General features: G+C 66.0%; 12 protein-coding genes and 3 pseudogenes. 6 read left to right on the top strand and 9 right to left on the bottom strand.

Features of this window, described 5'->3' with window-relative positions:
• Nucleotides 1–178 precede the first annotated feature (178 nt).
• The 4 genes from AC1DFE_RS13070 (at nucleotide 179) to arfA (ending at nucleotide 5,063) form a co-directional block, all read left to right on the top strand.
• Entirely contained in the window at nucleotides 179–1,543 is a 1,365-nt protein-coding gene (locus tag AC1DFE_RS13070; protein ID WP_476906301.1) for an extracellular solute-binding protein, read from the top strand.
• Between the two features lie 27 nt (nucleotides 1,544–1,570).
• Complete coding sequence (locus AC1DFE_RS13065; RefSeq protein ID WP_476906300.1) at nucleotides 1,571–2,560, top strand: carbohydrate ABC transporter permease; 990 nt, start codon at nucleotides 1,571–1,573, stop codon at nucleotides 2,558–2,560.
• Nucleotides 2,561–2,562: 2 nt separating this feature from the next.
• A complete protein-coding gene (locus AC1DFE_RS13060; RefSeq protein ID WP_476906299.1) occupies nucleotides 2,563–3,459 on the top strand; it encodes a carbohydrate ABC transporter permease in 897 nt (298 codons plus the stop codon).
• Nucleotides 3,460–3,524: 65 nt separating this feature from the next.
• Nucleotides 3,525–5,063 carry an arabinosylfuranosidase ArfA gene (arfA, locus tag AC1DFE_RS13055; RefSeq protein ID WP_476906298.1) on the top strand — a complete coding sequence of 513 codons (1,539 nt, stop codon included), beginning with the start codon at nucleotides 3,525–3,527 and terminating at the stop codon, nucleotides 5,061–5,063.
• 108 nt (nucleotides 5,064–5,171) lie between these two features.
• On the opposite strand, the gene AC1DFE_RS13050 is transcribed toward arfA, so the two are convergent.
• The 5 genes from AC1DFE_RS13050 to AC1DFE_RS13030 form a co-directional block, all read right to left on the bottom strand.
• Nucleotides 5,172–5,339 carry a hypothetical protein gene (locus AC1DFE_RS13050; RefSeq protein ID WP_476906297.1) on the bottom strand — a complete coding sequence of 56 codons (168 nt, stop codon included), beginning with the start codon at nucleotides 5,337–5,339 and terminating at the stop codon, nucleotides 5,172–5,174.
• Between the two features lie 88 nt (nucleotides 5,340–5,427).
• Nucleotides 5,428–6,477 carry a sulfate/molybdate ABC transporter ATP-binding protein gene (locus AC1DFE_RS13045; protein WP_476906296.1) on the bottom strand — a complete coding sequence of 350 codons (1,050 nt, stop codon included), beginning with the start codon at nucleotides 6,475–6,477 and terminating at the stop codon, nucleotides 5,428–5,430.
• Complete coding sequence (locus tag AC1DFE_RS13040) at nucleotides 6,474–7,334, bottom strand: ABC transporter permease (protein ID WP_476906295.1); 861 nt, start codon at nucleotides 7,332–7,334, stop codon at nucleotides 6,474–6,476. Before AC1DFE_RS13040 ends, AC1DFE_RS13045 begins: the two co-directional genes overlap by 4 nt.
• Nucleotides 7,309–8,148 carry a molybdate ABC transporter substrate-binding protein gene (gene modA / locus AC1DFE_RS13035; RefSeq protein ID WP_476906294.1) on the bottom strand — a complete coding sequence of 280 codons (840 nt, stop codon included), beginning with the start codon at nucleotides 8,146–8,148 and terminating at the stop codon, nucleotides 7,309–7,311. Before modA ends, AC1DFE_RS13040 begins: the two co-directional genes overlap by 26 nt.
• Nucleotides 8,145–8,555, bottom strand: coding sequence for a TOBE domain-containing protein (locus tag AC1DFE_RS13030; RefSeq protein ID WP_476906293.1), 411 nt, complete (start codon nucleotides 8,553–8,555; stop codon nucleotides 8,145–8,147). Before AC1DFE_RS13030 ends, modA begins: the two co-directional genes overlap by 4 nt.
• A 239-nt stretch (nucleotides 8,556–8,794) precedes the next feature.
• Here AC1DFE_RS13030 and AC1DFE_RS13025 point away from each other — a divergent pair, with 239 nt between their 5' ends.
• Entirely contained in the window at nucleotides 8,795–9,310 is a 516-nt protein-coding gene (locus AC1DFE_RS13025; protein ID WP_476906292.1) for a flavin reductase family protein, read from the top strand.
• Nucleotides 9,311–9,331: 21 nt separating this feature from the next.
• On the opposite strand, the pseudogene AC1DFE_RS13020 reads toward AC1DFE_RS13025, so the two are convergent.
• The 4 genes and pseudogenes from AC1DFE_RS13020 to AC1DFE_RS13005 form a co-directional block, all read right to left on the bottom strand.
• A pseudogene (locus AC1DFE_RS13020) lies at nucleotides 9,332–10,983 on the bottom strand (amylo-alpha-1,6-glucosidase); the annotation flags it as partial.
• A gap of 20 nt (nucleotides 10,984–11,003) precedes the next feature.
• Nucleotides 11,004–12,737: an HNH endonuclease gene (locus AC1DFE_RS13015; protein ID WP_476906291.1), complete on the bottom strand. Its 1,734-nt coding sequence runs from the start codon at nucleotides 12,735–12,737 to the stop codon at nucleotides 11,004–11,006.
• Between the two features lie 319 nt (nucleotides 12,738–13,056).
• Nucleotides 13,057–13,290, bottom strand: a complete 234-nt coding sequence (locus AC1DFE_RS13010; protein WP_476906290.1) for a hypothetical protein — start codon at nucleotides 13,288–13,290, stop codon at nucleotides 13,057–13,059.
• 134 nt (nucleotides 13,291–13,424) lie between these two features.
• Nucleotides 13,425–13,897: pseudogene (locus AC1DFE_RS13005) on the bottom strand (LysR substrate-binding domain-containing protein); the annotation flags it as partial.
• On the opposite strand from AC1DFE_RS13005, the pseudogene AC1DFE_RS13000 reads away from it, so the two are divergent.
• A pseudogene (locus tag AC1DFE_RS13000) lies at nucleotides 13,888–14,201 on the top strand (L-idonate 5-dehydrogenase); the annotation flags it as partial. The pseudogenes AC1DFE_RS13005 and AC1DFE_RS13000 overlap by 10 nt on opposite strands.

Genomic DNA, 14,201 nt, shown 5'->3' with positions numbered 1-14,201 from the left:
GACCATCACCTCATATTGTTGGCGCTAACAATTTTTTCTTGTGTCATGTTTTACAACGATGTAATGTGAGGTCTGCGTCACACGCCAGCCTCCACTGGATCCGGGATGCAGCGAACCGGAACGGCTGGCGCGATGCCACAAGGATTACTTTCAGCGGACCCATCCAAAGGAGTGACGGGTGAAGCAGTTTGATTTTTTCGCCGGGAAGCAGTTGGCCGGCAAACAGCTGTCCGGCAGGCAGGTATCACGGCGGCAGCTACTGGCAGGAACCGCGGCCCTGGGCAGCGTATTTGCCGCGGCCGGCCTCACGGGCTGCGGCGGAACCGCCTCGGCAGCAGCCGTCCGGGACATAGCTTTCTGGCACCTGCTGTCCGGCGGTGACGGCATCAAGATGCAGGCCATGATCAGTGCGGCGAACGAGGCCAACCCCGGCTTCAAAGTCCACCCGACCGTCCTGGCCTGGGGCCCGCCGTACTACACCAAGCTGGCCATGGCGTCGGCGGGTGGCAGGCCGCCGGAACTGGCCATCATGCACGCCAGCAGGGTCCCCGGCTACGCGCCGGGCGGACTCATCGACCCGTGGGACATGTCCCTGCTGGCGGAACACGGCGTGACGGCGGAGAGCTTCGCCCCGAGGATCTGGGACAAGAGCCAGCACGACGGCAAGGTGTTCTCCATCGCACTGGACTCTCACCCCTTCGTCATGTTCTACAACACGGACATCGCCCGCAAGGCAGGAGTTCTCGCCTCCAACGGCCAGCTGCAGGAAGTGAGCTCACCGCAGGACTTCCTCGCCATGGCCCGCGAAATGCAGAAGGTGACGCAGGCGCACGGCCTGTCCTTCGGCTACCTGGGCAGCGGATCTCAGATGTGGCGTCTCTTCTACACGCTTTACAAGCAGCACGGGGCGGACATGGAACTCACCCCCGGCCAGCCGATGAAGGCCGACCGGGATGCCGCCGTCGAGTCCCTGGAATTCATGGCCTCACTGTTCGACGACACCGTCGCCGCGAAGAGCGGGGACATCGGCACGGGCATCGCCGAATTCGCCCGCGGCGGTTCCGGGATGCTGTTCAGCGGTGTCTGGGAACTGCCCACCTTTAAGAAGGCGGGGCTGCCGGTCGACGCCGCCACCATCCCCACGCTCTACGGGACCCCGGCGTCGTACGCGGACTCGCACTCGTTCGTCCTGCCACGCCAATTGAACGTGGACGACGGGAAGCGGCGCGACGTGTACAAGTTCGTGAGCGACATCCTCAAGGGGTCGCTGACCTGGGCCGAGGCCGGCCACATTCCGGCCTACCAGCCGATTGTGCAGTCGCAGGCGTACCGGGAACTCACGCCCCAGATCCACTACGCCAACGCCGCGGACATCATCGCCTACGACCCCGAGGCCTGGTTCAGCGGCTCGGGCTCGGACTGGCAGACCTACTTTGCGGAAAACGTGCAGAACGTACTCCTCGGCCGCGACAAGGCAGCCGACGGCTGGGACGCCTTTGTGCGGCGCACCAACACCCTTCTTTCCCGGCCCAACCCGGTCTGAGGCCACTGAGCGACAAAGGAGTCCCCGATGAGTTCCTTAGCTACATCCCAAAACGCTGAGCGCGAGGCCCTGCCCGGCCAGCCCCGCAGTAGCCCGGCCCGCAACAACCTGTCCGGAAAGAGCCGGCCCGGCCCGGACCGATCCAGTCCGCGCCGGACCCGGGACAACCTCAACGGCTGGGGCTTTGCCGCCCCGTTCCTGGCGTTCTTCCTGGTGTTCCTCGTCTGGCCGCTTCTGTACGGCCTGTACATGAGCCTTACCGGCAAGTCCCTCACGGGGGCCAACGACGGCCTGATCGGCCTCGCCAACTACGCCGAGGCCCTGGCCGACGCCGACATGTGGCATTCCCTGGGCAACACGCTTTACTTCACGGTGATCAGCACGGTGCCGCTGGTGCTCGTGGCCCTTGTCATGGCGGCCCTGGTTAACGTCGGGCTGCCGGCGCAGTGGCTGTGGCGGCTGTCCTACTTCGCCCCGTACCTGCTCGCCTCCACGGTGGTTTCCCTCTTCTTCTCCTGGATGTACAACCCGCAGCTTGGCCTGATCAACGACTCACTCGCGAAGATCGGGCTTCCCAAGGTGGCCTGGCTGAACGACCCCAACGTGGCCATGTGGGCCATCGTCATCGCCACGCTGTGGTGGACGGTGGGCTTCAACTTCCTGCTCTACCTGGCCGCCATGCAGAACATTCCCGCCCAGCACTACGAGGCCGCGTCCCTGGACGGCGCCGGCGCCTGGCGGCAGTTCTTCTCCATCACCCTGCCGCAGCTCACCCCGACCACCGTGATGATCGTGCTTTTGCAGATCCTGGCGTCGCTGAAAATCTTCGATCAGGTCTACCAGATGACGGCCGGCGGCCCCTCGGGTTCCACCCGGCCGGTGGTGGAGTACATCTTCGAAACAGGGTTCACCGGCTACCGGCTGGGCTACTCGGCAGCCATCTCCTACATTTTCTTCGGGCTGATCGTGGCCGTCTCGGTCATGCAGTTCTTCATCACTCGCCGCAGGAGTGCATAACCATGGCAACCCAGACCCTCACCCGCCCCGCCCTTCGCAGCACTTCCGCCCCAAAGCTCCGCCAGCCCCGTAAGAAGATGACGGCCGGCAGGGCGGCCGTCCTTGCAGTCGCCGCGCTCCTGGCCGTCCTGTGGCTTGTCCCCTTCGCCTGGGCAACGGCCACCGCTTTCAAGAGCGAGACGGACGCCGCAGCGCCGACAATAAGCTGGATCCCGCCGTCAGGCTTTACCGCCGACGCCTTCGTCAAGGTGTTCCAGGACGGCAACATCCCGCTGTGGACATGGAACTCCCTTTACACCTCCGCCGCCATCACCGTGATCACGCTGGCCATCTCAGCGCTGGTGGCCTACGCCCTATCCCGCATCGACTTCCGCGGCAAGAAGGTGCTGATGACGGTGATCATTGCCTCCATCATCATTCCGCCGCCGGTGCTGATCATTCCGCTGTTCTACCAAATGGTGGCGCTGCACATGATCGACACGTCCTGGGCCATCATCCTGCCCCAGGTCATCCACCCCGCCATGGTGTTCGTGCTCAAGAAGTTCTTCGACCAGATCCCGCGTGAGCTTGAGGAGGCCGCCGTGATGGACGGCGCCAGCCGGATGAGGATCTTCACCCAGATCATCCTGCCGCTCTCACGCCCTATCCTGGCCGCAGTCGCGATCTTCGTGTTCATCAGCGCCTGGAACAACTTCCTCTGGCCCTTCATCTCCACCAACGACGGCTCCATCCTGACCCTGCCGGTCGGCCTGCAGACCATCAAGAGCGCCTACGGCATCCAATACGCCCAAAACATGGCGTCCGCGCTGCTCGCGGCCCTGCCGCTCATCCTCGTTTTCCTGTTCTTCCAGCGCCAGATCATCAAGGGCGTTGCGACGACGGGACTCGCCGGAACCTGACCTAAGCACCTTCACTTTCCACTGACTCTCAACAGATCCGCACCACAACCAAGGAGATACCCCACATGTCCCGCGCAAGGATCACCCTCGACCGCGACTTCACCATCGGGGAAGTACCCCGCCGCCTCTTCGGCTCCTTCGTTGAGCACATGGGCCGCTGCGTGTACACCGGCATTTACGAGCCCGGCCACCCGGAGGCCGACGAGAACGGCTTCCGGCAGGACGTGCTCAAGCTCGTCAAAGAACTCGGGGCCACCGTCATCCGCTACCCCGGCGGCAACTTCGTCTCCGGCTACAACTGGGAGGACGGCATTGGCCCCCGGGAAAACCGCCCGCGGCGGCTCGACGGCGCCTGGCATACGCTGGAGACCAACGCCTTCGGCCTGCACGAGTTCGTCGACTGGTCCCGGCAGGCGGGCACCGAAATCATGGAAGCCATCAACCTGGGAACCAGGGGAGTGGACGCGGCCCGCGAGATCGTGGAGTACGCCAACCACCCCGGCGGCACCTACCTGTCCGACCTGCGTGCCAAGAACGGGCACAAGGACCCGTTCAACATCAAGCTGTGGTGCCTCGGCAACGAGATGGACGGGCCCTGGCAGATCGGCCACAAGACCGCCGAGGAGTACGGCCGGCTGGCCCAGGAGGCCGCCAAGGCAATGCGCTTTGTGGACCCGGACATCGAACTGGTGGCCTGCGGCAGCTCCAACTCCGGCATGCCCACGTTCGGGGCCTGGGAGCAGACGGTGCTGGCCCACGCCTACGAGGAGGTGGATTACGTCTCGCTGCACGCCTATTACCAGGAGCACGACGGCGACGTCGGCAGCTTCCTGGCCAGCGCCGTCGACACCGACTACTTCATCGAATCCGTGATCGCCACGGCCGATGCCGTCCGGGCGAAGGGCAAGCACAAGAAACACATCAACCTGTCCTTTGACGAGTGGAACGTCTGGTACCAGCGCGGCCTCGACACCGAGGACCAGCCGCACAACGTCTCCAAGGCCGGCTGGCGCGAGCACCCCCGCGTCATCGAGGACAAGTACAACGTGACGGACGCCGTCGTCGTCGGAACTTTGCTCAACTCGCTGCTCCGGCACGGCGACCGGGTCAAGATCGCCAACCAGGCGCAGCTGGTCAACGTGATCGCGCCGATCTTCAGTGAGGAAAACGGCCCGGCCTGGCGCCAGACGATCTTCCACCCCTTCGCCCGCATGGCCGAACTGGCAAAGGGCCAGATCCTGCGGCTGTCCGTGGACTCGGACAAGTACGGGAACGCCCGGTTCGGTGACACCGACCTCGTTGACGTCAGCGCGACGTGGAACGAGGAAACGGGCCGGGTGGCGCTGTTCTTCGCGAACCGCGGGCTGGAGGAAGCGGCCGACGTCGAGGTGGCCCTGCGCGGCTTCGATGCCCGGCAGGTGCTCCGCGCCGAGGTCCTGGAAATCCCCCAGGGCGGGGACCGCTTCACGATCAACGCCCAGGGCAGCCCGGACCGCGTGGGCCTGAAGCCGCTCGAAGGGGCGAAGGCAACCGGCTCAGAACTCCGGCTGACCCTGCCCGCGCTGTCCTGGGCCGTCGTCGAGGTGGACGTGGTCAAGAACTGATTCCACCGGGGCGTTTGTGTGCATCTGTACGCATGAGACGACCAAAGGGAAGACGACGACGGCGGGAGGTCCCGCCGTCGTACGTCCCGTTTAGCCTGCGGTCAGTTATCAGTTGCCCGCAACGGTGTACGGTCCCCAGCCGCCGGTGAAGGATTTCCGGGCTGCCCAGGTGCCCTTGTCCGCCTGGTAGTAGTGCGGGACGCCGGCGCTGTCCCGGGCCAGCAGGCCAACCGTCTGGTAGCCGCCGAGTCCCGAGATGGCCCTGACGGAGGTCATACTGTTCCATCCGCTGCCTGGTTGCCAGTCCTGCTTTGATACCGATGGTCTTTTTAGCCCGTGGACTGAGCGGATCCCGCAGCCAGACCTAAGCCGGATAAACGGCGACGGCGGTGGCCTTGATGACGAAGTGGACGGTCATCCCGGGCGTGAGTCCGAGGTCTGCCGACGCTGCCGGGGTAATGTCCGCGGACAGGCCGCCGGCGTGGACCCGGATCTGGTCGCCGTGCGGCTCCAAGTCCGTGATGGTGACGGCGAACGAGTTCCGCGGGCTGCCGTGCTCAGCGTTCAGGAAGACCGAGACCGCCGTCGGCGAAAAGACGGCAACACCGTCCTGGCCGGGGACGGCACCGTCCTCGGGATGCGCGGCGATGTCCAGTCCGCCGTCGGACCTAAGCCCGTGGCCGGTGATGGTCCCGGGAAGAAGGTTCATGCCGGCCAAGCCGGCAGCGAACTTGCTGCGCGGTTTTTCCAGGACCCCGCGGGTGGGCCCTTCCTCGGTGATCCGTCCGCCTTCGACGACGATGGCCCGGTCGGCGAGCATGAGGGCGTCCAGAACATCGTGCGTGATGATGATGGCCCGGCGGTTGGCGAGGACACGCTTGAGGAGCCTGCGCAGCATGGGGGCGGCATGGATGTCGAGGGCCGCCATGGGTTCGTCGAGCAGCAGCAGTTCGGGGTCCGTGGCCAGGGCACGGGCGATGGCGACGCGCTGTGCCTGACCGCCAGAGAGCTGGCCGGGCCGCCTGTCCGCGAACTCGGCAGCCTCCACTTCGGCCAGCCAATGCCGCGCCGTCTGCAGCGCACTGGCCCGGTTGGCCCCGGCCGCCCGTGGCCCGAAGGCGACATTTTCCAGCACACTCATGTGTGGAAACAGCAGCGGTTCCTGTGCGAGCAGCGCCGTTCCCCGGATGTGCGGCGGCAGGAAGTGGCTGTTCCCGCCGTCGAAGTTGAAGAGTGTTTTCGGTCCGAGGACCGCCTGCCCGCTGTCCGGGCGGAGGAGGCCGGCGATGATCCCCAGCAGCGTCGACTTGCCGGCACCGTTGGGGCCCAGCACGGCAACGGTCTCGGCGGGTCCGAGGGTGAGGGAGAGGTCAAAGTTGCGCGCGTGCAGCGCGGCGTTGAGCGTAAAGGTCATTCTGGACCTGCCTCTGCCCCTGCCCCTGCCACCAGAGCCCGGGGGCGCCGGTAGGAAAGCCCGACGACGGCGACGGCCACTGCGACCAGCACCAGCGAGAGCGCGACGGCGGCATCGGCGTCGGTTTCGCGCTGCAGATAGATCTCCAGCGGCAGTGTGCGCGTGACGCCCTGGAGGCTGCCGGCGAAGGTCAGGGTGGCACCGAACTCCCCGAGGCAGCGCGCGAAGGACAGCACCGTGCCGGAGGCAAGCCCGGGCAGGACCAACGGGATGCTGACGCGGCGCAGCACCGTGGTGGGGCGGGCACCCAGGGTCGCCGCAACGGCCTCGTACTTGGTGCCCGCCGTGCGCAGGGCGCCCTCGAGGCTGACCACCAGGAACGGCAGCGCCACGAACGTTTGGGCAAGAACGACGGCGGTGGTGGAGAAGGCGATCTGGATCCCCGCCAGCTCCAGGCTCCGCCCGAGCAGGCCCTGCCGGCCGAACGTGTAGAGCAGGGCGATGCCGCCGACGACCGGCGGCAGGACCAGGGGGAGCAGCACGAAGGCCCGCAGGAGGCGCTGCCCGGGGAAGCTCGCACGGGCCAGGACGAGGGCCAGCGGCACGCCCAGCACAATGCACAGCACCGTGCTCGTGACCGACGTCCGCAGGCTCAGGCCCAGCGCGGTGAGGGAGGATTCCGAGGTGATGAGGGGGACGAATTGCCCCCAGTTGACCTTGGACACCATGGCGGCCAGCGGCAGCAGGACAAACAGGGCCCCTGCTGCCGCAAGGGCGAAGACCCACAGCGGGACACCGGTGTATCCGGTGTCCCGCTTTCTTGTTTTCCCGCTACGGGGTGCCGAAACCGGCGTCACTGAGGACCTTCCTGCCTTCGCTGCCGGCGACCATGGCGTTAAAGGCCTTGGCCAGCTCCTTGTTCTTGCTGCCGCCCACGGTGGCGATCGGGTAAGTATTCACTGCCTCGTCCGACTCACTGAAAGTAATGCCCTTGACCTTGTCGCCGGCGTTCTTGACGTCGGTGACGTAGACCAGTCCGGCGTCGGCTTCCCCGGACGCGACCTTGCCCAGGACGTCTGTAACGGAGGATTCCTCACTGACAGGCTTCAAGGTGGTTCCGGTGGCCTGTTCCACCTTCTCGGTGGCAGAGCCGCAAGGCACCTGTGGTGCGCAGACAACCACCTTGACGCCCGGCTTAGCCAGGTCCCCGAAAGAACTGACCGACGCCGGGTTGGCCGGCGGAACAGCGATCTCGAGGACGTTTGTGGCGAAGTTGGTTGCTGTTCCGTCGATAAGCTTGGCGTCGGAGAGCTTGGCCATGTTCTTTGAGTCGGCGGAGGCGAACACGTCGGCCGGGGCGCCCTGGGTGATCTGCGTGACCAGGTCCGAGGACCCGGCGAAGTTCAGTGTGACCCTAGTGCCCGGGTTTGCGGCCTCGAACTCCGAGGCGATCTTGGTGAACGTCGCCTTCAGAGATGCGGCGGCGAACACGGTCACGGTGCCGGACAGCTTCTGGGCGCCGCTGGTGCCGGCCGCCGTCGAACTGCCGCTCTGGGTTGTGCCAGGTTGGGCAGTGCCGGTGGCGGTATTCGAGGCAGCGCAGCCGGCCAGCCCGGCGGCAAGGGCGCCGGCGGCCAGCAGGGCGCTGATGCGGACGCGGGGGATGCTCATATGATGCTCTTTCCCTGTGGTGTTTCGATGATGACGGTGGTGGCTTTGACCACGGCCGTGGCCACCGAGCCGAGTTCCAGGCCGAGCTCCCGGACGGCTTCGCTGCTCATCAGGGAGACGACGCGKAACGGGCCGCACTGCAGCTCCACCTGTGCCATGACCTTGTCCGCGGTGATGCCGGTGACCAGACCGACGAACCGGTTGCGCGCCGAACTGCCCGCGCGGGTGGGGTCCTCGGGCAGCTGTGCCTGGTCGCGGGCGAGGTGGGCGAGTTCCAGCCCCTCGACGGCCAGCCGGCCGGAGGAGTCCTTGACGGGCGTGAGCGTCCCGTTCTCGGTCCAGCGGCGGACGGTGTCGTCACTGACGCCCAGGAAGCGCGCCGCTTCGGAGATGCGGATTTTCGGCATGACACCATAATTACCTATCTGCGGTGATTATTAGGCGATCGAGCCGCAAATTCGGTATATGACAGCTTGCGGGGCGGCAACAGAACACGAAGCCACTGACGTGGACGTTGGCCGTTTTGTTACCCCCTGCTTCGGCCGGTGAAGCTGCGTTTCAGTGCGCGTCAGTTCGTTGCAGCCGGGGTTGGGAAGCGGGGAGCGGGGTGCTTGATTTGGGTCTACACACTTCGAAAGGACTCGCCATGACGGAACTCTCAGACCTCAGCCCGCGCCGGATCCGCAACGTGCTGGGCCACTTCGCTACAGGCCTGACCGTGATCACCGCGGCAACCGAAAACGGCCCCGCCGGGTTCACCTGCCAGTCCTTTGCATCCCTTTCACTGGAACCGGCCCTGGTCACCTTCAGTCCGGCACGGACCTCCAGCACCTGGCCGCTGCTGCGCCGGGCTGGCCGCTTCACCATCAACATCCTTCCCGCCGACCACCAGCACCTCGCGGCACAGTTCGCGCGGTCCGGCGCGGACAAGTTCGCCGGTGTCGGCTACTCGCCGTCACCCCTTGGCAACCCTGTCCTCGACGGCGCTTTGGCCTGGGTGGACTGCGAGCTGCACCAAGAGTACGACGGCGGCGACCACACCATTGTGGTGGCCGCAGTCCACGCCCTGGGGGCCCGCTCCGACGTCGATCCCCTCCTCTTCTTCAAAGGCGAGTATGTTTCCGTGCAGCCACGGGCCACGGTCCTGGAGGGCGTCGCATGACACGGGGCCAATTCCGGGTTGCTACCGGCCCCAGTTTTCCAACCGCTCTCTGCGGCGGTGATCGGCCTGCTGGACCAGTTCGGACATCCATGGCCGGTGCCCCTGGTAGAGCGTCATGTTTTTAGGGAGTCCCTGAACGGACGGGACCGAGCCTACAATGTCGATGGTGATGCGGCCGCCGCCCAGGGGAGCGTTGGTGATGTGCAGGTCCCCAAGGACTCGGGAAGAACCGGATCCATCCACACTCCGCCGGCGGAAACAACGGGGTCATACCGCATCAGGCTCGTCACCAGCTGGATCGGTGCGGTGGCAGCCCAGGCCTGCGGTGAGCACGCCGTCGGATACGGGACCGGCGCGGCGAGCTGCTCCCGGCTGAAACCGCAGAACAGCTCCGGCAGCCGGCCTTCGGAGTACTCGGCGGCATCCATCATGCCGGTGGCGATCCGCTGCGCCTCTTCGACGAAACCGTATCGGAGGAGCCCGGCGGCGATGATGGCGTTGTCGTGCGGCCATACCGAGCCGTTGTGGTAGCTGGCGGGGTTGTACGCGCCCATGTCGCTGGCCAGAGTGCGGACTCCCCAGCCGCTGAACATTTCGGGGGACATCAGCCGTTTGGCCACCTGCGGGGCCTTGTCCTCGTCAATGAGGCCCTGCAACATGCAGTGGCCTATGTTGGAAGCGCAGGCGTCCACCTGCCTTTTCTTCCCGTCCAGGGCAATGGCGTAGTACCCGCGTTCGGGGATCCAGAACTGCTCATTGAACTGTTTCTTAAGCCGGGCCGCGCGGTCGGCGAGCTCATTCCCAAAAGCCGTGTCCCCGGCGTCGTACGCCAGCCATGCGCGCGAAAGGTAAGCGACGTGGACGTAGGCCTGGACCTCGCAGAGTGCGATCGGCGGCTCAGCCAGTGTGCCGTTGGCAAAGTTGATGCCGTCCCAGGAGTCCTTCCAGCCCTGGTTGATCAGGCCTTGGCTGTTGAGGCGCTCGTACTCGACGAAGCCGTCGCCGTCCTTGTCCCCGTATTTCATGATCCACTCGAGCGCACGGTCCGCATGGGGCAGCAGGGAAGCGATCGTGTCCGCGGCGAAGCCCCACCGGCTGACCGCCCCGAGCACCATCAGGAACAGGGGCGTGGCATCGACGCTGCCGTAGTAGGCCGACTTGCCGCCCAGGGACAGCCCGCTGGAAACGTCGAGCCGGACCTCGTGGAGGATCTTGCCCGGTTCCTCCTCGGTCATAGGGTCCACCACGGTTCCCTGGCGGTCCGCCAGGGTCTGCAGCGTGCCCAGCGCCAGGGACGGGTCCGCCGGCATCGCCATCACTAAAGCCCACAGTGAGTCCCTGCCGAAAAGTGTCATGAACCAGGGTGCCCCGGCGGCCACCACGACGCGTTCAGGGTGGGCGGGGTCCTCGATCCGAAGGGCGCCCAGATCGTCGTAGCTGCGGCGCAGGGTCCGTTCAACCGACCGGTTGCCCATCTGCAGGACCGGAATCTTGGCCACCCACTCCCGCCGGCGAAGGTCCCGGGGCGACAAGCCATCGCCCCCGGAGTGGACAAAAGCCATCGCCGAATCCGTTCCTTCGGCGCTGGGCAGCACGGTCAGAACCGCACTCCAGTGTCCGTGCGCCGGAACCGTTGCCCGGTACGTCACCGCGTCCGCCGATACGTCGGCGCCACGCCGTCCGGCCTCGCCGCTTACGGCGTTGGGCCGACCCGTTTGGTCTGACGCTTTTCGCGCACGGCGGTTCCGGGCAGCTCTATTTCACTCAACCCTGTCCCAGGCAGTCTCGATCCGGCGAGTGGCGGGGCGGTGGAGCGGTAGGTGTGGCCGGTGGGCGTGGTGAGTTCGATGGTGTGCCTTAGCCCCGGTCTGGGTTGGGCTTTCCAGCCGGGGAGTTCCTTGGTGTGGTTGCAGGCTTCGCACAGTCCCGCGCCGTTGGCCAGGGTGGTGGGGCCGCCGGCGTGCCAGGGGACGATGTGGTCGTGGTGGCGGATGGGGGCGTCGCAGTAGGGGGTGCGGCAGGTGTCGTCCCTGATTTGGATGAAGCGGCGGAGTGGGGCCGGGAAGAGGCGCCGCTTGGAGTCCATCGCGACGAGGTCGCCGGTCCCCGGAGCGGTGTAGAGCCGCCGGAACCAGGTTTTCAGCTCGTTCATATCGGCAGTGGAGCCGCCCGCAGCCGCATTGTGCGCCGCGGGCTGGACGCGACCCTGTTCTTCCTGTCCGTGCGCGATGAGCTCCCGCGCCCAGGCACCGGGGACGACGCCGTAGCCCAGTATCCGGGCGGGTTCGGAGTCACCTTGCAGGAGGGTGCGGTCGGTCATGACGACGTTAAGCTCAATGCCCGAGATGCCGCCTGGCGTGCCGGTAGTCCATTCGACCAAAGTGTCGGCCTTGATCTGGCCGCAGGAGCGCGGGTCCCCGCCGGCCCGGAGGGAATCGGCGCGGCGGGTCAGCGCTGTGTGGACGGCGACGCCCTCGTGGACGGGCAGCAGCGCCGACAGGTAGACCATGCAGTCCGGGGCCGGACGCAGAGACACGGTCCGCTCGGACGCTGCGTGGCCGGCGCGCTGGGCGACGGAGCGGGGGTCCCTGCGGATGGCGGCAGCCCTCACTGCGGCGATGACGGACCGGGTCCCGGCGCCGCTGAAGGTTCCGGTGTCGGCGGCGAGTTCCTCGTCAACGGCAGTCCGGTCTTCGACACTCAGGCAGGCGGTCTCTTTCACGACGTGCATGACGCGCTCTTCGTTGAGTTGCCCAGTGTCCAGCGCGGCCAACATATGTGGCATCTGCACCAGGGCTTTGGCCGTTCCCAGCAACCGGCCGCCCCGGTTCGGGGACTCGCCCCGGGCCAGCGCGATTTGTTCGGCCGCGCCCAGTGAACCTTCTTTGCCGCGGTCCTTGCCCAGGTTCTCGGCGGTCAGTGGCGCCCGGTCGGCGTGTTCCTGGCGGTGCCGGGCCTCGAAGGTCACGGAAAGCCGCGCCTGTTGCGCGGCGGCCCAGCACTTGACGTTCTCGTAGCCACGTACCTGGTCGATCAGCCCGCCATTGTCGGCGGTGAGGTCAGCTGCCGGGAGAAACCACCCCGGGGTTGTTCCACGGTCCTGGGCGCAGGAGCCAGCCGCGACGTGCCGAGAGGCAGCGGCGACGGAGGGAACGCCGTCGTCAAAAGAGCCGTTGTCAAAGAAGACCTCGTCGAAAGGACGGTCGGCAAACAGGGCCTCAGGAAACGGGTCCTCCGGAAACGATGCCGGGTACGCGGCGTCGAGGTCATCGTCGTACGGAAGCCCGTCGTCCGCGAACGCAGACTCCGGCAACGCGGCAAAAGGAAAAACGGCGTCTGGACGAAGGGTGTCAGGAACCGCGGCAGCCTGCAGAACGCCGCCGTGCGGCGCCGCTGCTGTCAGTGCTGAATTCCCGAAGGCTTCCATGAACACAGTCTGCCAAGGGGGTACGACAATTTAAGCGCCGATCGGGACCAGATGGGGGGGCGGGATTTGAAAGTTTTTTTGGATCCGCCGGAGAACGGAAAGTAGGTAGCGGCACAGGGCGTTCCCGGCCTTGAGAACGCCCTGATCTGCTACCGAGTTGGGTGCCGTGGCGAGCAGAAAGCCCAAGCCGCCGCAGCACCGCCGCCGTACGAAAGACCGGACGGCTAGTCATTCCGCTGGTACGTGGAAAGTAGGTGGCAGGTGAGGGCGTTCCCAGCGCTGGGAACGCCCTGACGTGCTACCCAGTTGGGATGGGCGGCTAGACGCGGTGGGGGACAGGGTAGGCGGGGGCGCCGAAGACGGCGTCCTCCAGGAACCAGGCCGTCGAGCCGCCACCGCTGACCGGCATGATGCTGCCCTCGAAAACGAAAATCGGAGCCGCGGACCGGTCCTCCGGCCGCCAGAAACCGTTGGTGGGGCAGTGGGACCCGGTTTTGGCGATAAGTCCCAGGCTTGGGTCGGTGGTTCTCCTGATGGTGCTGAGCTTTTTCATGGCAGACTCCCCGTTGATTCTGTTTGTGGAAAGTGCTTTTCCACAGTTTCTTGGCTTGCTGCCAATATTAGAATCCCGGGGGCCGGTTACTAAGACAAATGATGAGTGCCCTAATAAGCGGAACCTATGAACCTCTACCGGCCATACTTATTGCTGAGCATTTCCTGCAGCATTTCCTTCAGCACAAGGAGTACTGCCGACGCCGCCTCCGAGAGGGGATCGTGGTCGGGCGTGCACAGCGCGATCTTGCACTGCAGCGCGGGGTCCACGATCCGCAGGACGTGGAAGTCCTCCTCATGAAACAGTGCATCCGCAGCCGACTTGGGCAGAATGGTGGCCCCAAGGTCGGCGCGCAGCAGCCGGGTCGCGAGGGCACCGACTCCACCTCGCCCACGAGCTGGAGCTTCAGTCCCTTGCTATCGAAGCCGGCTTCCACCGCCTGGCGAAGGGTATGGATCTTCTCAGGAAGGAAAAGTCCGAGACTGGCCACCTCCTTCAGTGTGATCTCGCCACTTCCGGCGTCGATATCCGTTCTGGCGGCGTTGACCACGAGGTGGAGGTCCTCGACGATCATCGTGGTGAAAAGGACGCCGCGGATTGGGCCCGGCCACCCCGGGCCCCGGTGAGGGTCCTGACGCTCCCCGGTACCCGTTGGGGCGGCCGAACCTGTCGCCGGGGTGCACGTACCTGGGTTCCGCGGCGAGGTATCCGCGCACGGACGGGGCGTTCAGCCGGTACGTGAACCTGCCGGTCCGGATGCTCCGGGCCCTGCCCGGGACCCTGGATTTGCGGACGGCGGCGTTGATCGAACCGGCGTCGGTGGCCTGGCATGCGGTGTCAAGGGCCGGGGACGTGGCGGGCAAAACCGCGCTGGTGATCGGCAGTGGCCCGATCGGGGCGTTGGCGGTCGC

The sequence above is a fragment of the Arthrobacter sp. 05T423 genome (assembly GCF_056396245.1).
The sequence above is the reverse complement of the archived record's forward strand: the minus strand, read 5'-3'. Positions and strand labels throughout refer to the sequence as shown.

What these genes read in the sequence shown, in the direction of transcription:
- AC1DFE_RS13010 (WP_476906290.1), bottom strand. Translation starts at nt 13,290, where the DNA reads ATGAAAAAGCTCAGCACCATCAGGAGAACCACCGACCCAAGCCTGGGA.
- AC1DFE_RS13015 (WP_476906291.1), bottom strand. Translation starts at nt 12,737, where the DNA reads ATGGAAGCCTTCGGGAATTCAGCACTGACAGCAGCGGCGCCGCACGGC.
- AC1DFE_RS13065 (WP_476906300.1), top strand. Translation starts at nt 1,571, where the DNA reads ATGAGTTCCTTAGCTACATCCCAAAACGCTGAGCGCGAGGCCCTGCCC.
- AC1DFE_RS13045 (WP_476906296.1), bottom strand. Translation starts at nt 6,477, where the DNA reads ATGACCTTTACGCTCAACGCCGCGCTGCACGCGCGCAACTTTGACCTC.
- modA (WP_476906294.1), bottom strand. Translation starts at nt 8,148, where the DNA reads ATGAGCATCCCCCGCGTCCGCATCAGCGCCCTGCTGGCCGCCGGCGCC.
- AC1DFE_RS13025 (WP_476906292.1), top strand. Translation starts at nt 8,795, where the DNA reads ATGACGGAACTCTCAGACCTCAGCCCGCGCCGGATCCGCAACGTGCTG.
- AC1DFE_RS13060 (WP_476906299.1), top strand. Translation starts at nt 2,563, where the DNA reads ATGGCAACCCAGACCCTCACCCGCCCCGCCCTTCGCAGCACTTCCGCC.
- AC1DFE_RS13050 (WP_476906297.1), bottom strand. Translation starts at nt 5,339, where the DNA reads ATGACCTCCGTCAGGGCCATCTCGGGACTCGGCGGCTACCAGACGGTT.
- arfA (WP_476906298.1), top strand. Translation starts at nt 3,525, where the DNA reads ATGTCCCGCGCAAGGATCACCCTCGACCGCGACTTCACCATCGGGGAA.